24 protein-coding genes are annotated in these 23,051 nt (G+C 41.4%); 5 read left to right on the top strand and 19 right to left on the bottom strand.

Annotation, left to right across the window (positions count from 1 at the left end; genetic code table 11):
- Nucleotides 1–29 precede the first annotated feature (29 nt).
- The 10 genes from B7E06_RS18360 to B7E06_RS18405 form a co-directional block, all read right to left on the bottom strand.
- A complete protein-coding gene (locus tag B7E06_RS18360) occupies nucleotides 30–1,064 on the bottom strand; it encodes an alpha-ketoacid dehydrogenase subunit beta (protein ID WP_082235376.1) in 1,035 nt (344 codons plus the stop codon).
- 3 nt (nucleotides 1,065–1,067) lie between these two features.
- Nucleotides 1,068–2,078, bottom strand: a complete 1,011-nt coding sequence (locus tag B7E06_RS18365) for a thiamine pyrophosphate-dependent dehydrogenase E1 component subunit alpha (protein WP_082235377.1) — start codon at nucleotides 2,076–2,078, stop codon at nucleotides 1,068–1,070.
- Nucleotides 2,079–2,250: 172 nt separating this feature from the next.
- Entirely contained in the window at nucleotides 2,251–4,059 is a 1,809-nt protein-coding gene (locus B7E06_RS18370; protein ID WP_245807772.1) for a sigma-54-dependent Fis family transcriptional regulator, read from the bottom strand.
- Between the two features lie 137 nt (nucleotides 4,060–4,196).
- Nucleotides 4,197–4,913: an exonuclease domain-containing protein gene (locus B7E06_RS18375; RefSeq protein WP_082235378.1), complete on the bottom strand. Its 717-nt coding sequence runs from the start codon at nucleotides 4,911–4,913 to the stop codon at nucleotides 4,197–4,199.
- Nucleotides 4,910–5,878, bottom strand: coding sequence for a DUF294 nucleotidyltransferase-like domain-containing protein (locus B7E06_RS18380; RefSeq protein WP_082235379.1), 969 nt, complete (start codon nucleotides 5,876–5,878; stop codon nucleotides 4,910–4,912). The genes B7E06_RS18375 and B7E06_RS18380 overlap by 4 nt, the downstream gene beginning before the upstream one ends.
- Nucleotides 5,879–5,893: 15 nt before the next feature.
- Nucleotides 5,894–7,171: an ammonium transporter gene (locus B7E06_RS18385; RefSeq protein WP_082235380.1), complete on the bottom strand. Its 1,278-nt coding sequence runs from the start codon at nucleotides 7,169–7,171 to the stop codon at nucleotides 5,894–5,896.
- A gap of 232 nt (nucleotides 7,172–7,403) precedes the next feature.
- Nucleotides 7,404–8,525 (bottom strand): GerAB/ArcD/ProY family transporter, encoded by a 1,122-nt coding sequence (locus B7E06_RS18390; RefSeq protein ID WP_082235381.1) that lies wholly within the window; start codon nucleotides 8,523–8,525, stop codon nucleotides 7,404–7,406.
- Nucleotides 8,526–8,547: 22 nt separating this feature from the next.
- A complete protein-coding gene (locus B7E06_RS18395) occupies nucleotides 8,548–8,784 on the bottom strand; it encodes a hypothetical protein (RefSeq protein WP_082235382.1) in 237 nt (78 codons plus the stop codon).
- Nucleotides 8,785–8,793: 9 nt separating this feature from the next.
- On the bottom strand, nucleotides 8,794–9,987 hold the full coding sequence (locus B7E06_RS18400) for a Ger(x)C family spore germination protein (RefSeq protein WP_082235383.1): 1,194 nt from the start codon (nucleotides 9,985–9,987) through the stop codon (nucleotides 8,794–8,796).
- Nucleotides 9,984–11,540 (bottom strand): spore germination protein, encoded by a 1,557-nt coding sequence (locus B7E06_RS18405; protein WP_082235384.1) that lies wholly within the window; start codon nucleotides 11,538–11,540, stop codon nucleotides 9,984–9,986. Before B7E06_RS18405 ends, B7E06_RS18400 begins: the two co-directional genes overlap by 4 nt.
- 183 nt (nucleotides 11,541–11,723) lie before the next feature.
- Here B7E06_RS18405 and B7E06_RS18410 point away from each other — a divergent pair, with 183 nt between their 5' ends.
- Nucleotides 11,724–12,515, top strand: coding sequence for an SDR family oxidoreductase (locus tag B7E06_RS18410; protein ID WP_082235385.1), 792 nt, complete (start codon nucleotides 11,724–11,726; stop codon nucleotides 12,513–12,515).
- A gap of 50 nt (nucleotides 12,516–12,565) precedes the next feature.
- Here the strand turns inward: B7E06_RS18410 and B7E06_RS18415 are convergent, their stop codons facing one another.
- The gene (locus B7E06_RS18415) at nucleotides 12,566–12,931 is read right to left on the bottom strand and encodes a winged helix-turn-helix transcriptional regulator (RefSeq protein WP_082235386.1); all 366 of its coding nucleotides are present in this window, start codon (nucleotides 12,929–12,931) and stop codon (nucleotides 12,566–12,568) included.
- A 146-nt stretch (nucleotides 12,932–13,077) separates the two neighbouring features.
- Between B7E06_RS18415 and B7E06_RS18420 the strand changes: the two genes are divergently transcribed.
- Entirely contained in the window at nucleotides 13,078–14,250 is a 1,173-nt protein-coding gene (locus B7E06_RS18420; RefSeq protein ID WP_082235387.1) for an iron-containing alcohol dehydrogenase, read from the top strand.
- Nucleotides 14,251–14,303: 53 nt separating this feature from the next.
- Here the strand turns inward: B7E06_RS18420 and B7E06_RS18425 are convergent, their stop codons facing one another.
- Nucleotides 14,304–15,041, bottom strand: coding sequence for a TspO/MBR family protein (locus tag B7E06_RS18425; protein WP_082235388.1), 738 nt, complete (start codon nucleotides 15,039–15,041; stop codon nucleotides 14,304–14,306).
- Between the two features lie 212 nt (nucleotides 15,042–15,253).
- On the opposite strand from B7E06_RS18425, the gene B7E06_RS18430 reads away from it, so the two are divergent.
- Nucleotides 15,254–16,057 carry an aldo/keto reductase gene (locus B7E06_RS18430; protein ID WP_082236061.1) on the top strand — a complete coding sequence of 268 codons (804 nt, stop codon included), beginning with the start codon at nucleotides 15,254–15,256 and terminating at the stop codon, nucleotides 16,055–16,057.
- Nucleotides 16,058–16,226: 169 nt separating this feature from the next.
- The gene (locus B7E06_RS22280; RefSeq protein WP_281249125.1) at nucleotides 16,227–16,349 is read left to right on the top strand and encodes a hypothetical protein; all 123 of its coding nucleotides are present in this window, start codon (nucleotides 16,227–16,229) and stop codon (nucleotides 16,347–16,349) included.
- An 85-nt stretch (nucleotides 16,350–16,434) separates the two neighbouring features.
- Here the strand turns inward: B7E06_RS22280 and B7E06_RS18435 are convergent, their stop codons facing one another.
- The 4 genes from B7E06_RS18435 to larB all read right to left on the bottom strand — a co-directional run bounded on the left by B7E06_RS18435 (nucleotide 16,435) and on the right by larB (nucleotide 19,497).
- Entirely contained in the window at nucleotides 16,435–16,959 is a 525-nt protein-coding gene (locus tag B7E06_RS18435) for a hypothetical protein (RefSeq protein ID WP_082235389.1), read from the bottom strand.
- 204 nt (nucleotides 16,960–17,163) lie between these two features.
- On the bottom strand, nucleotides 17,164–17,988 hold the full coding sequence (gene larE / locus B7E06_RS18440) for an ATP-dependent sacrificial sulfur transferase LarE (protein ID WP_082235390.1): 825 nt from the start codon (nucleotides 17,986–17,988) through the stop codon (nucleotides 17,164–17,166).
- Nucleotides 17,989–18,006: 18 nt separating this feature from the next.
- Nucleotides 18,007–18,729 (bottom strand): nickel pincer cofactor biosynthesis protein LarC, encoded by a 723-nt coding sequence (larC, locus tag B7E06_RS18445; RefSeq protein WP_082235391.1) that lies wholly within the window; start codon nucleotides 18,727–18,729, stop codon nucleotides 18,007–18,009.
- Nucleotides 18,730–18,753: 24 nt separating this feature from the next.
- Nucleotides 18,754–19,497 (bottom strand): nickel pincer cofactor biosynthesis protein LarB, encoded by a 744-nt coding sequence (gene larB / locus B7E06_RS18450; RefSeq protein WP_082235392.1) that lies wholly within the window; start codon nucleotides 19,495–19,497, stop codon nucleotides 18,754–18,756.
- Between the two features lie 61 nt (nucleotides 19,498–19,558).
- On the opposite strand from larB, the gene larC2 reads away from it, so the two are divergent.
- Entirely contained in the window at nucleotides 19,559–20,017 is a 459-nt protein-coding gene (gene larC2, locus B7E06_RS18455) for a nickel pincer cofactor biosynthesis protein LarC2 (RefSeq protein ID WP_082235393.1), read from the top strand.
- A 59-nt stretch (nucleotides 20,018–20,076) separates the two neighbouring features.
- Here larC2 and B7E06_RS18460 read toward each other — a convergent pair whose 3' ends face one another.
- The 3 genes from B7E06_RS18460 to B7E06_RS18470 all read right to left on the bottom strand — a co-directional run bounded on the left by B7E06_RS18460 (nucleotide 20,077) and on the right by B7E06_RS18470 (nucleotide 22,970).
- Nucleotides 20,077–21,036, bottom strand: a complete 960-nt coding sequence (locus B7E06_RS18460) for a C-terminal binding protein (protein WP_082235394.1) — start codon at nucleotides 21,034–21,036, stop codon at nucleotides 20,077–20,079.
- Nucleotides 21,037–21,108: 72 nt separating this feature from the next.
- Nucleotides 21,109–22,059: a U32 family peptidase gene (locus tag B7E06_RS18465; protein ID WP_082235395.1), complete on the bottom strand. Its 951-nt coding sequence runs from the start codon at nucleotides 22,057–22,059 to the stop codon at nucleotides 21,109–21,111.
- Nucleotides 22,056–22,970 (bottom strand): dihydrodipicolinate synthase family protein, encoded by a 915-nt coding sequence (locus tag B7E06_RS18470; RefSeq protein ID WP_082235396.1) that lies wholly within the window; start codon nucleotides 22,968–22,970, stop codon nucleotides 22,056–22,058. The genes B7E06_RS18465 and B7E06_RS18470 overlap by 4 nt, the downstream gene beginning before the upstream one ends.
- Nucleotides 22,971–23,051 lie beyond the last annotated feature (81 nt).

Raw genomic sequence — 23,051 nt, forward strand, 5'->3', positions numbered from 1 at the left:
TTCACTCCCCTTTATTGATTAACTGAAAATTAAATAGCTACAATTGATTCATCATCAATCAGCTCGGCAACTACGGTTAAGATTTTCTCAGCTGAAGGCAGATATAAATCTTCTAAGGCGGGTGAAAAAGGTACTGGACTGTGTGGAGCTGTTACCATCTTAATCGGAGCATCCAAAAAGTCGAAGCCTTTATCTGCTACTAATGCTGAAATATCGGTCGCTGCATTGCAGCGAGGATTCGCTTCATCGACAATAATCAGCCGGCTTGTTTTCTGAACTGACTTTAAGATTGTGTTTTCATCTAAAGGTGAAAGGCTGCGAGGATCTACCACTTCTGTTTCAATCCCTTTAGCCGAAAGTTTCTCTGCAGCATCAAGTGCTGTCTGGACCTGCTTTCCGATTGCTACAATGGTCAAATCATCTCCCGCACGCTTGATTTCCGCTTTACCGAGAGGAATTGTATAATGCCCCTCCGGCACTTCACCTTTTACGTTATAAAGTGTTTTATCTTCAAAGAAAACGACGATGTCATCATCTTCAATAGCTGAAATTAACAATCCCTTCGCATCGGCGGGTGTAGAAGGCACCACTACTTTCACACCCGGAATCGCCGTAAACAGACCGTAAAGACTCTGGGAATGCTGAGCCGCAGCTCTAAATCCGGCACCGTGCATCGTCCTGATAACGAGTGGGATTTTTGCATGTCCACCAAACATGTAGCGTAACTTTGCTCCCTGATTCATGACTTCATCTAAACAGCTCCCGATAAAGTCATTAAACATTAATTCGGCAATTGGACGCATACCAGTTGCAGCAGCACTAACCGCAGCTCCTACATATCCCGCCTCTGCGATAGGAGTATCAAGGATACGGTCACGGCCAAATTCCTGGACAAGCCCTTTCGTAACACCCATCACGCCTCCCCAGGCCTCTTCATTCTGCAGGTGATCCACTTCTGCTCCACCTGCTACGTCTTCTCCTAGTAAAATTACATCTTCGTCATTTCTCATTGTTTCCCGAATAGCTTCATTTACGGCGTCTGCAAACGTAATCTCTCTGCCCATTATTTATTCCTCCCCGCCTGGAATGTAGTTAACATAAACGTCTGTAGTCAGCTGATCCGCTTCCGGCATTGGACTTTTTTCAGCAAATTCAACAGCATCTTCAATAGCCTGGCGGACATCATCATCAATAGAATGCAAATCTTCTTCAGAAGCTAAATTATTTGAAATTAGATTTTCTCTGAACCGGATAATTGCATCGAGCGCATCCATGTGTTCCTCACGTTCCTCGGACTGCTTGTAAGTTTGGGCATCCCCTTCAAAATGGCCGTAGTTTCGATAAGTCTTACACTCTATCAAACTTGGTCCTTCCCCTCGGCGCGCACGCTCCACAGCACGCTGTGCCGCTTCATAGACTGCCAGTGTATCTTTTCCATCAACTGTTTCTCCAGGGATGTTGTAAGCACTCGCCCGATCAGCGATTGAAGTACAGCTGGACGCGTATTCAAACGGGGTAGCTTCGCCATACCCATTATTTTCTGCTACAAAAACAACGGGAAGGTCCCAAATGGCTGCCTGGTTAATTCCTTCATGGAATGTTCCATGGTTGTTAGCACCATCTCCGAAGAAACAGACAGCTACGCCTCCGGTATTTTTTAATTTGGCCGTCAGCCCGGCTCCGGTTGCCAGTGGAAAACCACCGCCTACAATACCGTTTGCCCCCAGCATTCCTTTACTGACATCAGCAATATGCATGGATCCGCCTTTTCCTTTACACAGTCCGGTCGATTTCCCATAAATTTCAGCCATCATCCCTTTAAGGTCACAGCCTTTAGCGATACAATGTCCGTGTCCCCTGTGTGTACTTGTAATAAAATCCTTGTCGTCTAAATGGGCACATACCCCTACAGCGACTGCTTCTTCTCCTGCATATAAATGTACAAAGCCTGGAATTGTCCCTTTACTGAACGTTTCATGCACCTGGTCCTCAAACCGGCGGATTTCCACCATTTTCTGATACATCCACTTCGCTTTTTCTGAGGTTAAAGAACTTTGCTGGATTTCCGACACATTCATACATGTCGCCCTCCTTTTAATTTGATGCGCCCCTTTGGACGCTCTTACTTTTATAGATGCAAGAAGCATGCCAACTAAGAAAACGCTTACATTCTAAGGTTTTATAAAAATTTCTCCAACAAAAAATGAGACAATATGAGAAATTGTCCCATTTTGTCTCATTCTTTCTCAATCAGTCCAGCTTATATTTCTTCAATTTCCGATAAAAAGTGCTTCTTGGTATATTCAGCTGTTGGGCGGCAGCTGAAGCACGCCCTCCATGCTGTTTCAAGGCTTTCTCAATATAATCCCTCTCCATTTGTTCCCTGTAAGATAACGAGTCATGAATTTTCTTATTTTTTTCAAAAGGAGTGATCCTTTGAATAGATGATTCCACTTGAGATACACTCGGTTTTAACCCGTGTTCTGTAGTAACGCCTTCTATAACATTAAAAAGCTCCCGGATATTGCCCGGCCAATGATAGCTTCGCATCAGTTGAATGGCTTTCTCTGACCAGAAAAAAGGTAGATTCTTTTCTATAAAATAGAAGCGGATCAAGTCTGGTATGTCATTTATTCGTTCCCTTAATGACGGCATATGAAGCGGATAGACGTATATACGGTAATATAAATCTTCCCGAAACGTTCCGTTCGTCACAAGCTCCCCGAGGTTCTTGTTAGTTGCTGTAATTAAGCGAAAAGATACAGGGATCGGTTTCTTCCCCCCAATTGGAATCACTTGTTTCTCCTGCAATACACGTAGAAGAGCGACCTGAGTCTTTAACGAAATATCCCCAATTTCATCAAGAAATAGAGTACCGCCATCAGCTTGAACAATTTTCCCTTTATAGCCGCCTTTCTGTGCATCTGTAAAGGCACCGTGCACGTACCCAAACAGTTCACTTTCCAGAAGATTTTCCGGTAATGCTCCACAGTTTACAGCGATAAAAGGAGCTTTTGGGTTAATACTGTCATGAATCGATTGCGCCATCACTTCTTTTCCTGTCCCTGTTTCACCGGAAATATGAATGGTCACATTGGTGTGTACAGCCTTTTCCGCTCTCTTTAATACAGTCTGAAACACATCACTCCGGCCAGCAGCCCCATGAAAAGTAAAGGAGTTCCACCTTGGAATATTAGAAGCTTTTAACGGGTGTTTCGGCCAGGAAACCTGATGGCCAATAAGATCATCTTTTTCTCCGGAGTAAACAGGGAATTTACTGGCCTCTTTTACATAATCAGGTTCCGCCTCCTCCAATGGATCTGGGAGTTCCCGTGATTTATAGACAATATGATGGCTTCGGTTATAAATAACAAAAGAGCTTGAGCCTTTTCTTTCTTCCTTAATTCCATAATTTACGAGCTCCAGTTCCTCTTCCTTTATTCTATTTTTCCACTCAGCTTCGATAGCATAAGCAGCTGAGACAACAGCTGCTAATAAATGTTGATAGTGATCAGGAATATAGGGACTTGAAATATCGAGCACCCCTATCATCTCGCCATTTTCATCTGTAATCGGGGCAGCTGAACAGCTCCAGTTTTGTGAGGCTACCGAAAAATGCTCCATTCCTTTGATACAAATTGACTCACCAAGCGAGAGAACGGTCCCAATCGCATTTGTCCCCACTTGTTCTTCCGTCCATTGCACACCTTCTCTAAAGTTAATATCTTCTGCAAAAGCTTTTACTCTTTTTTCTCCCTCCATACGCAGGACATATCCCTCACGGTCCACTAGAAGTAAAACCACATTAGAATCTTTGTACATGTTTGTAAGTTTTTTGATGAAAGGTTCAGCCAAATTCATTAAACGACTATTCTCTTTACGTCTTTTTCTTAAATCATCGAGTGACAACAATTGATTTCCTACACCGTTGTAAGGGTCTACACCAAGTTGTTTACAATAATTCCAGGACGCAGCAATTCGTTCACTTATCCGCGACTCATTCATTACACCTTCCTGCACAAACCGCTTCCAATCTCCTTTTGTGGTTTGGTCCAGCACTTATTTTCACCTCTTCCATTCCATTAGGACCTTTTCTTCTATAATTCGATTCCACCCCTTTTAAACCCTTTTTCATGGAAGCAAAATCTGATAAAACAAAAAAACAAACCTCTCAAAGGCTGTAAACTTTGAAAGGTTTATTTTTGCGTAGCTAAATGTGTGTAAACATCCTGAAGGTTAGTAAAACCTAGTTCCTTAACTTCATGAATACATTTTACCCATAATTCGGCTGTGGCCAGCGCATCATAGAGAGCGTGGTGCCGCTGTTCATTAACAATACAATAATGCTCGCAGCATTCATCAAGACTGACCAATTCCTGATGGGCGATCTTTGTTAAAAAGGAAGTATCTACGATTCTATGCTGAAATTTCTTTTTGAGGCCCAGCCATGTAGCATGATCCATGAATTGCTTTTCATGACTGGCATGATGGGCCACTAACACATCATGCTTTATAAAGTCATAAAATCTTTTTAAAACATCTCGTAATGGATCTGCATTCATAATCATTTCCTTTGTAATACCTGTCAACTGTTCAATTTCTTCAGAAGGTTCTGCTTCACTACTGACCAGGGAATAGAAGGTTTTTTCTCTGAGAATTTCTGTCCCCTCTACCTTAACAGCTCCAAAGGATAGAATTTGGTCTCCTTTATAAGGGAAAAATCCTGTAGTTTCAAGGTCGAAAACGACAACGTTCAACTCATCAAATGGGACGTCAAGTGCGTTTTGACTCTTCATTTCCCGTTCCAGATTCCGTACGTACGCAACTTTTGACGGATCATTCTGATTAATGGAAGAAAAACCGCTGCCGATTCGGCCGGATAAATCTTTTACTAATTGAACGAATGGATTCATGAGGCGATCTCTTCTTTAAGCACCGTTTTTGTTTTGGTATATAACTCTTTCCCGCGTTTAATTAAATATTTCATTTTCTGCCTTTCCTTTTTGGATAAGCTGTCAAGCGGGACGAGGTGTACCTCATCGTAAGTGTCCACGTCTTTTGTAAGCCTTAAACGGAATTCCAGCAGTTCCTGAAAGTCCTTCTCATAAGCTTTAAGAAAAGGATAAGACCACCTTAACGAGTGAAACCTTTCTATAGTGGATGCTGTATTGACTTCTTTCTTGAAGGCTAGAATCCTCAGAGCATTCACATAAGGAAAATACACGGTTTCCTTTAAGTGAATGTCACCTCTCCTACCATTGCTTTGTTCCGTAAGCAGCTGTCCAAAAAAGCCGATACCCTTTTTCATAAATTCAAAGTTGTCAATCAGCCTTTCATACAAATGTGGATTTTCCCCTAATAACGAAAATCCTTCCTGCTTTATTTCATGCAGCAATCGTTCTTCCCCTGTCAGTACTCGGGAATCAAACAGAATCGAATAATTTCGAAGCGACTGCCAGCTTGCTTCTTCCAGCCAATTGGCGATTTGTTTTTTATAGGAAGAGACGGACTGGCACCATAATGGATTGGAAGCCATCACTTTCCCTTCACAAAGTTCATACCCGACGATCGCCAGCCCCCTGCTCACCTCTGAACCCAGCTTTAGAAAATAATCCTGATCATGGTCCTCTCCCTCAAAAATAATTCCATGATCCTGATCACTCCACACCTGCTGTTCAAACCTTCCCGCACTTCCCATTAGAAAAAAAGCAAAAGGAGCAGGCGGTTTTCCCTGCTCTTTCTCTATCTTTTCTTTTGCTATCACAAAGGTTTCCATCATCAATTCGTCATGAAATTCATTAAGTTTTAAAGGAGTGGAAGCTGCAGACTGAATCTCCTGCTGCCTCCGCATTTTTAATTCTTCATAGGTTTTACCCATAAATTATCCTTTCCTTTATGCTCCAGCTCTATTTTTGTCTTGTTTCGCTTCAGGCACTGCCAGGTTTTCCGGATAACCATAACCACCGTGCTCGCTCAAATCTAGTCCCATAATTTCTTCTTCTTCCGTAACACGCAGGCCGCCCATCGCTTTGTCCATCACTTTTAAAAGAATCCAGGAAACGATAAAAGCGTAAAGGCCGCACGCTACAACGCCCATCGTCTGTACACCAAGCTGTTCAAATCCGCCACCGTAGAATAAACCCGGACGACCTACTGTAGCCAATTCCGGAGTCGCAAATAATCCATTGGATAGGGTACCCCACACACCTACGGTTCCGTGTACGGATAAAGCGAAGATCGGATCATCAATTCTTCTCTTGTCGAAAAATCTCATACTGAAAAATACAATAGCTCCCCCGATAAGACCAATAATGACAGCAGCCCATGGCTCAACAAATGCACAGGAAGCGGTAATAGCTACAAGACCTGCCAGCGCACCATTCAGAGTCGTAGGTACATCGGCTTTCCCTGAAACCGCCCAAACCATCAGCATCGCACCGATTGCCCCGGCCCCTGCAGCTAATTGAGTGTTTAATGCCACATATCCGAAGAAAGCATCCTCTACTCCAAAAGTACTGCCGCTGTTAAAACCAAACCACCCTACCCAAAGAATAAGTACACCTAGTGCCGTAAACACCTGGTTGTGTCCGGCGATCTCATTAGAAGATCCATCTTTATTATACTTCCCGATACGCGGTTTTAAGATCATCGTTGCGGCAAGAGCTGCCATTGCACCTGTTAAGTGAACAACTGTAGAACCTGCGAAGTCCTGCTTTCCATGTTCAGCTAACCAGCCCCCACCCCAGATCCAGTGTGCCACAACTGGATAAACAAGGATTGAGAATAAAACGGCGAAGATTACATAAGCCATTAACTTTGCACGCTCTGCAAATCCGCCAAATGCGATAGTCATGGCAATTGCTGCAAATGCCAGCTGGAAGAAGAAATCAACAGAACCTGCGAGTCCTTCACCCATCGTTGTGGCATCTCCAAAGAAGAAATCAGAAAAACCTATAATGGCATTACCTTCCCCATAAATCAGACCATAACCAACTGCCCAGAAAACTAACGATACAATTCCAATCGTAAACACTGTCTTTCCTGCAATGTGCCCGGCATTTTTCATTCTTGTCGAACCAGCTTCAAGAAGAATAAAGCCGCCCTGCATAAATAATACAAGAACTGTACACACCACAATCCAGAGGTTGTTCATCAAAAAAGTAGCATCCATTAAAAGATCTCTCCTCTTATGTTAGGTTTTGTAACATGTAATGTTATAAAATATGATACCAAAGACTTAATAGTAACACAATTGTTTTTTGAATTTTTTTTCAAATTAAAAAGCCACCCGGTTTAGAGTGACTTTTTAAAATGACTATTTTCTTCATTGCCAGAGAGGTCAGAAGCTGTTAAAGAAAAAAGATGGTTTCGTTTATAGTGGACGGTGAAAACAAAAAAATGCTTTATGATTTGCTTCCGCCTGGCTGGATATTTTTCTTCCCCTTTACTTTTTTCTTAATAAGCGCACCTACTAATATCAACAACGGCAGCAGCAAGCCATGGGTTAGTTTGTAAGGAAATACGTTCTTTACAAAGTTTTCGAAATAAGCTACATCCGGATATACAATGATAGATAAAACGATCAATCCCATACCTAAAGGCAGCAGCAGAGGACGATAATCTTCCATATTTAAGAACTGAGCAAGACCGACTGTCCCAGCATAATAGAGAATAACCAATTTAAAAAATATAGTAAGCATCCATACGATAGCAACTATGATTTCAATCCCTTCCCAGAAGCCCGCAATATTAATTTTGCTAGCAATTTCGTAGATGGGGTACTGGTTTAACTTCGTCAATTCTCCTCCCAAGATGAGAATTGAAAACAGAGTAATTAATACTAAAAAACCCCCGCCGATCAGCAAGGCTATAAGCCATGCTTTCTTCGCTTTAGCTTTTTCTTTTACTTGAGGATAGATCATTAAGAATACGACCATCTCAAGTACGGGTGTATTTAATAAGGTAAACGAACCACCGGTAATGGCCTTAAACCCACTGTCAAACACAGGCTTAAGATTCTGCATTTCAATTTGCGGCAAGAGGGAGATGAATAAAAACAACAGCAAAAACACAACCCATATGATAAACACTTCTGCCGACCTTCCCATTACCTCAATTCCTAGACGTGCTCCCCATATAACAACCAGCAAAAAAAGAATATGAGTGAATTGAAGAGGGGTATGCACTAAAATCTGTGTTGTCATAAAATCCCCGATATTTCTTAATACCAGAGAGGCGAGAAGAAAGATAAATGACAAATGGAAAATACAAATTATCCGCCCTACCCAATTTCCATAAACGTCAATTGCAGCTTCAACAAAGGTTTGATTATCGAGCACGACTCCAATTTTATGGTAAAGAAAGACAAGTAAAAAACCGATGACCATTCCAAGCAATGAAGCTGCCCATGCGTCTTGACCGGCTATTACAGCCAATGGAGTAGGGATAATAAGAATGGAGCTGCCAATTAAAAAAAATATGACCAGATACATAAATTGCCGCGGACTGATGGTCTTGTTTTCCATCTCAATTCCCCCTCTCGCTGTTTTAGGAGTAGAATGTTTTTGTCAGCCAATTGTTAATAGGAGCGTAAAAGGCTTGGATAAGATCAGCAGGATTAGGGAGATCAGCTCCCCTAGCCTCCATGATGCTGGCTGCTGAACCAGCTGCAAGTAAGACACAAACATAAACAATTTCTTTCTTTTTCCTATCTCGTTTTAATTTAGGGACTTCTATAAAAAAGATTGACGCTGTAACTAATAGAATCACTATGACCGGCCACATAAAGTTCACCTACTCTTTCTTTTGAACAGGCTGAGTAATTGTACCTTTTCTTCGAATATTGGCATGGACATCGAAAGTAACATCAACCTCTTTAAATTCTGAATCCCAATTCTTTTCAGCTTTTTTCCAATACTTAGGGTGCTGTTGTTGAATTACACTCCCGAAACCGAAAATATCGCTGTTATACTTCTCCTGGGCACTCTGGACAGCATGTTCCATCCGTTCTTTAAATTTCTCCTCGAGCTTATCATCGATCTTTTGAATAGTCTCCGGCTTTCTTAAATCTATATCACATTGGACTTCACCGACATTTGCTTCCGCTTCGAGTGAGACTTTGATTTCAGGCTTATTATTTTTTATTTTTGAATTAATAGAAGCATTTGTTCGCAGTACTTCAATTCCAATCAACCCATCGTCCTCTTTTTCGCAAGCAAGGTTAACAACCGTACTTTTTACATTTCCTTCAATATCGTTAAATCCCTTACTTTCGTCTTCGTTCAGCCATCCAATTAATCGATCTCCTTTGAAAATTCCCAGATCATCTACTAAAAGACGTGCAGGTGGGTTTACATTCTCCACATTACTAATATTGTTTCCTATCTGCTCATCTCCAATCATCATAACTCCAGTCATGACCGGGTTTTTCCCTTTGCTTTTCAGTTCTGATATGATGTCATCCACATAAACCCCATGCGTAGCCGCCCAGCTATCTTCTGCATTCTTAATTGTATCCATTATTTTATTGGCCGGAATTTTTTCATAAGCTGTAATGACACTGAGGATTTCTTCTACATTCGAATCTTTAGCAACAGTTATAAAGAAACTTGTCCGTGCATTATGATCTCGGTACAACAAGTCAAGGGCAGGGTATATTCCTTCCTCTGCAAGTGAAGAACCAAGAACGACTAAGCGGAGCTGAGATAGATATATTTGTCTTGGAGAAGTCTGCGTCATCTTTCTTAACGCTTCAAATAAAGTCTCACCCTCTGTTTTATACATGGAAACAGGCGGTCGTGTCGTAGGAGAATCTGTTGCGATTTCTGAAGGATTAATGATCTGGGTATAAAGGGCATATTTGCCTTCTTCTGTTTTATCAATTCCTAAAGCTACCGCAATCCCTAAATCATCCAATTCCCTGCTATCCCAGCAGCCACTTAATAAGACACAGCAGATAATCAAAAGTAATATAGCTTTCTTGCTCATTTAGTCTCCTCCTTAGATTTAGAAGGCTCACTCATTCGTTTCTGGTTATTTCTAGCCAGAGGCTGCGGCCGTGTAAAGAGACCCCAATGCGGAAATCGAACAAGTACATCCTTTTGGTCTTTTACCACTAGTGGGGCAAAAGGAGAAAGGTAAGGAATACCAAATGAGTTTAAGCTTGTTAAGTGGAGAACGAGAGCAATCAGCCCTAGAATGATTCCATACAAACCAAATACAGCCGCCAGAAGCATCAACAAAAATCTCAGCATTCGAACGGAAATTGCCATATTATAAGACGGTATGACAAAGCTGCTGATCGCTGTAATCGCAACAACAATGACCATAGCCGGTGACACCAAACCTGCCTGTACCGCTGCGTCACCCAACACCAGGGCTCCTACAATAGAAACAGCCGAGCCTACAGGTCTTGGGAGCCGGACACCTGCTTCCCGGAGCACTTCAAACGCCAGCTCCATTAACACCGCTTCAACAAATGCCGGAAAAGGTACACCCTCTCGCTGGGCCGCTAAGCTGATAAGTAAAGGTGCAGGAATCATTTCCTGATGAAAAGTCGTTACTCCGATATATAAAGCCGGCATAAATAATGAAACAAATAGAGCAAATAAACGCAGCAGCCTAATCACGGTTCCTATATCAAATCGTTGATAATAATCTTCACTTGACTGCATAAAGTGCACAAACAGTCCAGGAACAAGCAAAACATTCGGTGTTCCATCCGTTATAATGGCTACCCTTCCTTCTAAAAGTCCTGCAGCGATTGCATCCGGCCGTTCTGAATAATACACTCGTGGAAATGGCGAATACGGCGGATCCTCGATATATTCCTCGATATAGCCGCTCTCCAGAACACCGTCAATATCTATCTTATCGAGTCTTGCGTGGACTTCATCAACGATACTTTGATCCGCTGTATCCTTAATATAAACAACGACTGTATCTGTTTTTGTCATTCGTCCGATTCTCTTTGCATCCATTCTAAGGTCAGGATCTTTAATTTTTCTGCGCAGCATCGAAGTATTAAACCTTAGTGTCTCCGTAAATGCCTCCTTAGGCCCACGGATTACACCCTCTGATGTATTCTCCTGAACGCCCCTGTTCGCCCATCCCTTAGTACTTGCCGATAACCCCTTTTTCTCATGATCGATTAGGACAATCGTCTCACCAGATAAAAGCTTCAACAGCAAATCATCAAATTGAGAGGTCTCTGTCAACTCCCCAATTGGCAGGGCAGAATCTTTTAACGTATCATACACGTGACGAAATGAGAGTCCAGTTTTTGGGGCTTCAAGCAGCAGCGCATCCATAACATAATGCTGGACCGTATCCTTATCTACCATGCCATCTATATAAAGAACACCACACCTTTTACTTTTATCCAGTGTAAATCGCCGGATGACAAGATCAGAACTTTTCCCGAGAGTTTCTTCCAGGAAAGTCAGGTTTTCCTCCAGATCCTTAAAGAGCGGCTTGGCATATTTCTCTTCTACTTTTCCAGTAGATTCCTGTGTTTGCTGTTTCTTGCTGCTGCGCTTCATGTTTATGCCCCTTTTAAATGCTTTGTTTCTTAGCATGTACTTTTCATGGACATTTATGAATTTTTTACCGGGGATGAATCGTTGGCCTAAGGAAAAAGTTTCAAAATAAGGAGTTAATTCATGATACACAGGGGTATAAACCAACTAAACATTGAACAACTAATAAAAGGAGATGGATAGTTTATGGCTTTGAATCAAAAGTTGGAAGGAAAAGTTGCTTTAGTAACAGGCGGAGGTTCAGGTATGGGGAAAGCATCAGCAATCCAGCTTGCTAAAGAGGGAGCCCGAGTGGCTCTTGCCGATATAAAGGAAAAAGATGCACTAAACACAAAAGAAGCAATCGAAGCAGCCGGAGGAGAAGCTGTTATTATAGAAACCGATGTTTCTAAAGAGGAAGATATCGAGAATTGTTATAAGCAGCTGATTGACCGTTTTGGAAAAATAGATGTTATCTTTGCCAACGCGGGGATTAACGGAAAAATCACCCCTATTGAAGACATGGCTGTTGAAGAATGGGACCAGACGATTGAAACGAACTTAAGAAGTACATTTTTAACTGTAAAACATGCAATTCCCCATATGAAACAGAATGGCGGAAGTATCATTATTACAAGCTCTGTAAATGGAAATCGAATTTTTTCTAACTTTGGATTTTCCGCTTACAGCTCATCTAAAGCTGGGCAAATGGCATTTGGCAAAATGGCGGCACTTGAGTTATCGAAGTATAATATTCGGGTAAATGTTATCTGTCCTGGCGCCATTGAAACGAATATTGATGAAAATACTCACCCTGAAGAAGATAACTTGAAGAAAATTGAGATACCAGTGGAGCATCCTGAAGGTGACCAGCCTTTACAAAATCGGCCAGGTAAGCCAGAAGAAGTCGCTGATTTAATTGTGTTTTTAGGTTCCGATGCTTCACGCCATGTTTCGGGGACGGAGTTATACATTGATGGAGCAGCATCATTGCTGTAACAAAATTAATAACCCCTCAATGAGTCGAGCCATTGAGGGGTTATTACCTGCTAAAGTATTGAATAATTAACGTCGTCTTTTTCTTGCCCGACAGTATCCATATAAGTACGTCCCCATTCATACATAGATTCTAAAATGGGAAGTAATGTTTCACCGTTTTTCGTCAGTGAATACTCGACTTTAGGAGGTACTACCGGGTAGATTTCCCGGTGTATGAGCTGGTCTTCCTCTAATTCCCGAAGCTGCTTCGTCAGCATCTTTTGAGTAATTTTAGGAAGCATTCTCTTTAGTTCACCGAACCGTTTAGTTCCTTCTTTTCCTAAATGCCAAAGGATGATCATTTTCCACTTGCCTCCAATTAAAGACAATGTCAGTTCTTTTTCACAGTTGAATTCCTGTTCTGATCCTCTAGTCATTTCTCTCGCCTCCCCATCCAAAATCGACTGAATAGTATCTTCAAGGATACTACGTGATTCCAAAGTGCGTACTATCATGATACAGCTTTAGGCTATACAATGGAAACTGAAACACATTATCTAACTTTAAGGAGGCTCTTATTACTATGAGTCGATTTACGATCCCGCGGGATATATTTTTCGAAGATAACGCCCTGGAAGTACTGCGAACTTTTGAAGGAAAAAAGGCCGCACTAGTGATAGGCGGCGGTTCTGTTAAAAGAAACGGAAACCTTACACGTATTCAGGAACATTTAGCTGCTGCTAATATAGAAACAGAAGTTCTAGAAGGTTATAACACAGAACCTACGTCTGAAATGGTTAAAGAAGGAGCAAAAAAACTGGAAGGGTTCCAGCCTGATTGGATTATAGGCATTGGAGGCGGATCCGCTATGGACGCAGCAAAAGCGATCTGGCTCTTTTATGAGCATCCGGATCTTTCTTTTGAGGATGCTACGAAACCTTTTGAGCTTCCACGCCTTCGCACAAAAGCTAAATTTGCCGGCATTCCGACGACAAGCGGAAGCGGATCAGAAGTTTCTAATCTTTCTGTAGTAGCCGATGAAAAGACGAATATCAAATATCCATTAGCTGACTTTGAACTGACTCCGGATATTGCGATTATTGATCCGATTATGATCGAAGACCTGCCTAGTCACATTGCGGCTTATACAGGAATGGATGCTTTCACGCACACAATCGAAGCTTATGTAGCCAAGCCAAGAACCTTATATACGGATATTCTTTCTCTAGGTGCTGCCGAAGTAATTAAGGATAATCTGCTTGCATCCTCTAAAGGTGACAAGGAAGCAGGCAAGAAGATGCATAGTATTCAAGCTATGGCCGGTATGGCTTTTGCAAACGCCGTACTCGGAAACGTTCACAGTCTGGCCCATAAAAGCGGTCCGACTTTTGATATCCCCCATGGTTATGCAAATGCTATTTACCTTCCTTATGTTATACAGTTCAACAGGGCTGTGGTTGAAGATCGATTTGCCGAAATTGCACGTCGTCTTGGACTGAATGGGAATAATGATGCTGAATTAACTGATGCTCTTGTAGAGTATATTTATCAGCTAAACAAGGACCTTGGTCTTGCTACTACCCTGCAAGATTACGGTATCTCAGAAGAAGACTTCAACAAGCATGTCGACACTATGGCAAAAAACGCTATGGAAGACCCATGTACCGGCACGAACCCTCGTGAAACATCTGTCGAGCAAATGAAAGACCTTTATAAAGCTTCCTATTACGGTGAGGAAGCCTTAGTAAAAGCGTAAAATAACAAAAAAAGCTGAGTAATCAGGTAGTACCCTGGCTCAGCTTTTTTTATTTATCGCACCTTTCGTTTATTTTTAATTACATAAACAATGACAGCAAGCAAAATTATAACTGCCAGTATATAGGAAGAATAAACGACAAGCGGAACATCTCCGTTTTGATTTTTAACTCCTATCCCAATAAACGCCCACACAAATACGAGCGGGTAAACCCAGTCCTGTTCACTTACCATAAAATAGAGCGCAAGACCTGTTGCAATAAGTAATAATTCAAATGTCCAAATTGAAGCCGGAATCCCGAAGCCGTTCCATTCAATGTAATTTAGGAAATAACTTACATTAGCGATCGTTGCGACACTAACCCATCCTAAATAAACAGAAAAAGGAAGTCTGTCAAAAAAGGAAGCTTCAGACTCCTGCAGCCTTACGTACAGATGAACTAGCGTAATAAGCAAGGAAATCATGACGAGAACTGATAATCCGAAGAATTCATAGTGCCACATAAAAATCCACAGACTGTTCAAAACACTGCTCAGCACAAACAGTGCACTCGTTTTTTGATAGACAGGTAAACCCCGTCTGCTTGCAGGAATTTGACGGATAATCCAGACGGCAAGAAGGAGGTAAATAAGTCCCCATATACTGAACACATAGCCCGCTGGCGTGAATAACACGTTTAAGCGATTAGAGATTTCACCGGTCGTCTGCCCATTAAGCGGTAAGGCATTGGCAAGACCATTAACCGTGACGACGAGAAGAAAGGCGATAATATTAAAGATCAATTTCCCCATACTTACACTCCTTTTCATTTAACACATTGATACATAATATTCCTTTCCCATTATTGATAAAACATCCGATTGTAAAAATGAACACATTACCAGACGATTTCAATACATAATTTTGGAAGTTCACAATCATTGGTGATAACCTTAAATTAAATTCAAAAAAGGGGCGGATCATTTTGAACAGTCAAATCCCTGTAACTACACTTAATGACGGGATGAAAGTCCCAATGCTTGGCTTTGGTACATATACAATGAATGGAAATCAAGGGGCACAAGGTATTCATCATGCGATTGATGCAGGTTACCGATTGATTGACAGTGCCTATAATTATGAAAATGAAGGAACCGTAGGAGAGGCCGTTCGACGCAGTTCTGTACCGCGCGAGCAGTTAATGATTACTTCAAAACTGCCGGGACGCTATCATTCTTACGATAAAGCCCTAATCACGATCCAGGAATCCCTGTACCGAGCGCAGCTCGATTATTATGATTTTTACTTAATCCATTGGCCAAATCCTAAACAGGAGATGTATGCAGAAGCATGGCAGGCGTTAATTGATGCAAAAAGGTGGGGACTTATCCGTTCAATTGGCGTGTGCAATTTTCTGCCAGAACATATCGAACGCTTAAAGAAAGAAACAGGTGTGCTGCCAAGTATTAACCAGATAGAACTGCATCCCTATTTCAATCAGGAAGAGCAGCGAATGTTCCATGAAGAGCACCATATTGCTACACAGTCCTGGAGCCCACTGGCCCGGGCTAAAAATATTCTTGGAGAAGAAGTCCTACAGGAAATTGCTCGTGCACATAATAAGTCCATCTCTCAAGTGGTGCTGCGCTGGCAATATCAGCTTGGTTCTATTGCTATTCCGAGATCTTCCTCTCATGAAAGACAGTGTGAAAATATGGCGATTTTCGACTTTTCCCTCAGTGAAACTGAAATGAGCAAGATCGCATCCCTAACCCGTGCTGACGGCCGCCTTAAGGATCAGGATCCTGCTGAATATGAAGAGTTTTAGTTTAGATTTACATTTAAGTACTGCAAGATTATAAATAAAAAAGCACCCGATCGTGAACAGGGTGCTTCTTTCCATTGTTCTTTTATTAATCTGAATATATTCAAGATTTAAACACTTAGAATCATTTATAATGAGGACAGACTTCACATGTTAAAGGAGATAAAGTTTCATGGATGATTTTTTCTTAGCTATCACAGTTATGGCCGTTGGTACCTTCCTCTTATTTATCTTATTTGTTCTTCTTCTGCTTAAGCGGGCAAAAAGAAAAGAAAGAGACGAACGCAATCAATAGAAGAGGACGGTTCTAACAAGCAAAATACTCTTGTGTAGAAGCGTCCTCCTATCTGTTCTTCTATTCCGAAAAGATTTTCATGACCTTAGATTACGCTGTTATCCAATACCGTAATCTGCCTGTTGCCGCTGATTAAGCTGCGCAGCCGCCGATCCATTTTTCTTGCCCTCCAAATAATATGAGAGAAGTTTTCGGGAGTAAAATTATAGTGATCAATTAAATATTTTTTGAATTCTTCATGATCTACCTGGTTATGATGTTCTCTAGCATATCCTATTAAAATATGAGTAAGTTCTTTATAAGTCATCGTTTTAGTTCGGTCTTCTGAAAAAGCTACAGGATCTGTCGGCATAATATACTCATCTTTCGCCACTTCTTGCGGTTTAGTTTTTTCTTTAACAGGAAGTTCTATTTCTGGCGAAAGGTTCGATTTTAATTCCTTTAAATCCTCTGGATCTGCGGCCGTCTCTTTCTTCCCCTCCATTCGCTCTAGGCGGGCAATCAGCTCATGCTGTTCATCAGTCAGCTGCTTGATCATTTCTCTAAGGTGCTTTTTCTCCTCTTGTATATCCTCTAACCGCATCCCGATCGCGTCTCTTAAAGTGAACATGGGCAGGGGCCTCCTTTAAAAATACTCAATATAGAATATGATAGCATATTCAAAAGGTCGTTTATGCTAAATAATATTTGAATATATAAATTCTATATTAATAGAAAGGATCACTCCATTTAAAAAGTCAGAGAAAGTTTTTCTCTGACTTTGAAATACGAGCAGAACATTTCCATCTTTTAAATGATTAAAGTCCACCAGTTATTATAGCGCTTCTTTCTCAAGCATTCGATTCATGCTCCCGCTTTTATACCCTTTCATATCCAATGTTACATATTTAAAATCAAGATTTTTTATATAGGTGTCGATTTCCTCATGATGCTCCAGCAGACGAATCATATCGGAAGGCTCTACCTCAATCCTGGCAATGTCATCATGTATTCGGACCCGAACCTGTCTAATGTTAAAGCCTTTTATAAACTGTTCAGCTTCATCCACTTTTTTCAGCTTCTCAATTGTAATTCTCTCACCATAGGCAATTCTTGAAGACAAGCAGGCAAGAGAAGGTTTATCCCAATTATCGATGCCCAGCTCTTTAGCGCGGATACGAATATCATCTTTTGACATATCGGCTTCAGCTAAAGGACCTCGCACATTATTCTCAACCGCAGCCTTGACTCCTGGACGATGGTCCCCCAGATCGTCTTTAATCAAACCAAACGTCAAGTTATTAAATTCTTTTTCCTGAAGCAGTGGGTACAGGCGTTCAAACAGTCCTTTTTTACAGAAATAGCAGCGGTTCTCATCGTTTGTGGCATAGCCCGGTATCGCTAACTCAGACATTTCTATAATTTGGTGAGGAGCGTTTAGGACAGCCGCCAGCCTTTTTGTTTCTTGTAACTCAGAAGGAGGAAAAGATTCTGAATCTGCTGTCACAGCTAATACATTTTCCTGGCCAAGCGTATCGAGTGCAACTTTAAGCAAGTAGGTACTATCTACTCCTCCTGAGAAAGCAATGATCACCCGCTCCATCTCCAGAAGAATTTCTTTCAGCTTCTTCTCCTTATTTATAGCTTGATTTGTGTCCATAGATGTTACTCCTCTCTCTTAGGATTCTCCTAAAACAAACCGGACAACATTCGGGTGGTTGTCAAAATCCTTCGCACCTGCTCCATAACCAATTTCATTCACCTTCATCGCCGGTATCGTACCGAATTCAGTAGTTAATGTGCGAATAATAGCTGCCCCTGTTGGAGTGGTCAGCTCTCCTTGTACATCTGTATGATGCAAAGGAATATTCTTCAAAATTTCAAGCGTGGCAGGTGCTGGTACGGGGTACAAACCGTGTGCCATATGAATATAACCATTTCCGGCAGCAACAGGAGTTGTGATCACCTTTTCAATGTCCAACTGATGATAGGCGATGGCCGTTCCAATAATATCTATCATTGAATCGACCCCTCCTACTTCATGAAAGTGTACTTTCTCTAATGTAGAGTTATGAATTTTAGCCTCTGCTATGGCAATTGTTTCGAACATGGAGAGGGCGGTCAGCTTCTCTTCTTCTTCAAGTGAAGACTGCTCAATAGCTTCTTTAATATTTGTATAATGACGGTGTGAATGCTTTTCTTCTTCCGTATCAATGATCAGCTGAGAACTGGAAAGCCCCTTCTTGACTACTTTTTCTACAGAAAGGGAAAAATCTTCTTTTATAACAGAATGAAGTTTATCTGATATAACGGACAAATCCGCTCCTATTTCTGTAAAAGCCGCCAAGGACATATCACCCGCTATTCCTGATATTCCGCAGTCAATAAATAATGTTCTCATATAAAATATCTCCCTTAATTTTTATTACACACGCACCATCAGCGAGGCGGCATACCCTGCTCCAAAACCATTATCAATATTGACAACGGTTACACCGGATGCACAAGTATTTAACATACTTAAAAGTGAAGTGATACCGTTCATATGAGTGCCATACCCTACACTGGTCGGTACTGCAATTAAAGGAACCGATACCAGGCCTCCGACAACACTCGGCAGAGCTCCCTCCATGCCGGCAACCACTAGCAATACATCGCATGATCTAATTTCTTCCAGCTGATTAAACAACCGGTGAATACCTGCCACTCCAATATCATAAAAGCTTTGGCAGACATGTCCCATTGCATCAATGGTTACTTCCGCTTCCCTGGCTACCGGTATATCAGAGGTTCCCGCACAGATAACTCCTATTTTTTTCGTTTCGTTCTTCTTAACATATGTATCCGGTTTATAAAGCAAAGTTCTTCCGGCAGGATCGTAATTGACATCCTGTATTAATGCACAAACTTTTTCAGCTGCTTGGTCAGTGATTCTCGTGGCCAAAACCGTTAGATTCTGTTCAACGAGATGACTAAAAATACTTGTTATTTGTTCAGGGGTCTTGTTCGCCCCAAAAATAACTTCAGGAAAACCTTGTCTGAATACTCGGGCGTCATCGACTTTAGCAAAACCGTAATCCGTAAAGCCTTTTAACTTTTCCTCTGCTTCCTCAATCGATAGAACCCCTTCTTGAAATTGTGCTAAAATGTGTTTAGTATATGAGTTCATTTGTCTCTACCTTTCTATGAAATTACTTTTAATACAGAGACAGGGCGGGAAGGAGCTAAAAATGCAGCACCAGTATGAACACACAGATCATGAGATGATTAAAATGGAAGTTAATTTGGATGATATACCTGGAGAATGGCTCGGTCATGTCATGGAACTGCTGTTAGAAAAAGGTGCAAACGATGTCTTTTATATACCTATTTACATGAAAAAAAACCGCCCGGGCACTATGCTGCAAGTATTATGTTCAGAAAAAATGGCTGAGGAATTGATGAATATTATTTTCCAGGAAACCACCACTCTTGGAGTAAGGTACTACCCGCTTTCAGTCAAGCGCCTTGGAAGACAATTTACAGAAGTCGAAACCCCGTGGGGATCAGTCACAGTAAAAGAAGGCCTGCTGAATGATAAAGTGGTCCAGAGAGCTCCTGAATACAGCAGCTGCAAGGTAATTGCTGATAAAAATCATATCCCTCTTAAAAGAGTATATGAGGAAGTTTGGAAAAAAATAGATAAATAAACTTCCTATACCGCTCCATCCTGCCCGGCAGTTTTTAAATTTTTTCCCGGCAGAATTACTTAAGTTACAGCATAGGGTGTCTTTTCCCCGCTCAGCACTTGCACGATATTAAGAGCTGCTTTTCTCCTTAATTCTACCATAGCTTCTTCTGAATACCACGCACTGTGTGGTGTAATGATAACGTTTTCCATTTCAAGAAGCTCGTTGTCGAATCTAATAGGTTCTTCTTCCATTACATCTAACGCGGCACCAGCTATTTTCCCTTCTTTTAGTGCCTCCGTAAGGGCACCTTCATCAATAATTGGGCCGCGTGCCGTATTAATAATTACGGCGTTCTTTTTCATTCTGTTAAGTCTCTCTTCATTAATTAAATGAAAGGTATCATTAATCAGCGGAACATGGATAGAAAGATAATCGGCTGTCTCAATAATTTCTTCGAGTTCCATTTTTTCAACACCGGCCGCTTTCATTTCTTCCGCGGAGACGAAAGGATCATAAGCTGCCAATTTAAATCCCAAAGGCTTCAGCTTACTAATGAGACACCTTGGAATTCTTCCAAATCCTAATACACCTACTGTCTGATCATTAAATCGGTGAATGGGCACTCCCTTTTTAAAATCCCACTGGCCTTTCTTCACTTCATTATTTAATAGTGTTATTTTCCGCGCCCATGATAAAAGCAGAGCTAGTGCATGGTTTGAGACTTCTTCCATACCATAATCAGGAACATTGGCTACTAATATATCTTTCTCTTTCGCTGCATCTAAATCAATCGTATTTACTCCTACGCCATAACGGGATATAACTTTGCAATTTTCCAGGGACTCAATGACTCGTCTGCTGACAGGTGCGTATTGGTTTAAAAGGGCATCCGCATCTCTAGCTTGTTCTATAACTTCTTCTTCTGTTTTACATTGAGCTTTTACAAAAGTAATAGGAAGATTACTTTCCTTAAATACTTCTTCCTCATAATTTAAATGATCAAATTCATAGTCAGTTATCAATACTTTAAAAGCCATTAAAACTACCCCTTTTCTTAGTTTATATGAAGAAGTTCCTGAGCGGATGGCCCCGACTCAGGAACTATTAGACTAATAAACAGCTGAAGTTGACCCTGTCTTTGGAAGGCCCAGACCTTCAGCTCCTAGTTTGGAAGTTTTCGCTTCAGGATAATAACGCTTAATCATTTGCACACCAATTGATGCTCTTCGGACACGTTCTTGAGCCAATGAAATATTTGTGCTTTCCCACTGTTTTCCTGAAGGATAAACATCTGGATGGTTACGCAAACCAAACTTTATGTATACAGGAGCAAGCACACGGATAATTTCAGGAATTTCATAATACCTCAGGAAGCCTCCAAAATTATCAGGCACTTCCACATACATATCCATCGGAATATCAATTGCCTGGCGGATCGAAGCCAGTTTAGCTAGTGTCAGGGCAGGCGGCACATTATAAGTATCCGCACCTAAATCTTCCATAATTTTAACAGAAACCGGATTGGCTGATCCCATTTGAACAGATACTTTCACGACAAAGTCTTCAGGCAGCTGCCCGTTCTTTTTCATTTCTTTTGTCATAAGCAGCAGGCCTTCATCTGCTACAAGGGCTCCACGAAGTCCTAGCTCCGCTCCTCTTTTTAAATCTTCCATTGCATAAACCAGCTGGTCAGACCCTTCATGTCTTAATGCCTGTGATTTTCCTGCATCTGTTAAAGGGCCTGCACTGAGATCCCACGTTCCACGAGGTCCTGCGAATAAACTAAGCTCCATCCCCCGTTCTGCTGTAAGTTCACACATCTCTTTAATTTCATCATCTGTCTGCAGCATAATACCGCTGCCCTGTGATACTCGATGTACGGTTAAACCATATCTGTCAATTTCCTTCAGGGTTTCTTTTAAAGCTTTCGGTCCTTCCACACTTGGAAGTTCAATACGGTATTGAGCGCCATCTGGAAAGGTTTTTGTGGATGTAGGCAGCTCTTGTAAATCTTTTGAAGGATAGCCCAGTTTTTCTAATAGTTCACGAGATTCATTCACGATTTAATCCCTTCTTTCAGATTAATAGAAATTAAAAGGTTAGATACTTGATCAGCCAGTTCTTTTGGATAAACGTCAAACGGGGCTCTATGTCCTGTCGGGTATTTAGGGAACCACCTTTGATGCACCGCTTCTTTCATCGTAGTAAAGAAAGAAGGGCAAAACGTATATAAGTCCATTAAGGCAGTCAGCTTCTTGTGCTGCTCTTCCGCTTTTTCTACATCGTCTTCTAAAAAATGTTTATATAATTGGGTCGAAATTTCAGGAGCAAATACGGCACTTCCATTAATGCTTCCAGCAGATCCATGAGCTAACCCCGGAAATAAATGCGCATCAAATGCGGAGAAAACGGCAAAGTCTTCGCGGACCTGTCTCATTACTTCAATCATCGAGCTGATATGGTTGAAATCATCCACCGTTTCTTTAATCCCACAAATATTAGGATAGTTCTCAGCCAGCTTCTTAGTCAATTCAACGCTGAGCGACACTCCTGTAAAGGAGGGGATATTATATAACAATACAGGCAGTTTGGAATGATTAGCGACAACCGAATAAAAACGGTAAAGTTGTTCTTCTGACAGCTTCCAATAATAAGGGGAAACGACGAGCAGGCCGTCCGCTCCCTGTCTTGTTGCATAATCACTTAGTTCAAGCACGTTTTTTAAAACAGTGTCTCCCACTCCGACGAGCACCGGAACCCGCTTGTCGATATGTTTGAGCATTTCCCGGATATACAGCTTCCGCTCTTCAACCGTTAAGGAAGTAAATTCTCCGGAGCTTCCCATCAGTAAGATTCCATGTACATTATTTTCGATCAGCCGATCCATATATTTGCGATTCAGCTCCAAATCCAGGTTGCCTGCTTCATCAAATAAGGTAACGACCGGCGGAATAATTCCCCTGAACTTCATGTTTTTCTCCCCTTTCTCAACTAAGTACTGCCTTAGGTATTCGATAGAATTCCAGGGGATTTAAGTAAAATCCCCTGAACC

Origin of the sequence: Halobacillus massiliensis (assembly GCF_900166625.1) — a bacterium.
In the GTDB taxonomy this organism is placed as follows: domain Bacteria; phylum Bacillota; class Bacilli; order Bacillales; family Halobacillaceae; genus Halobacillus_A; species Halobacillus_A massiliensis.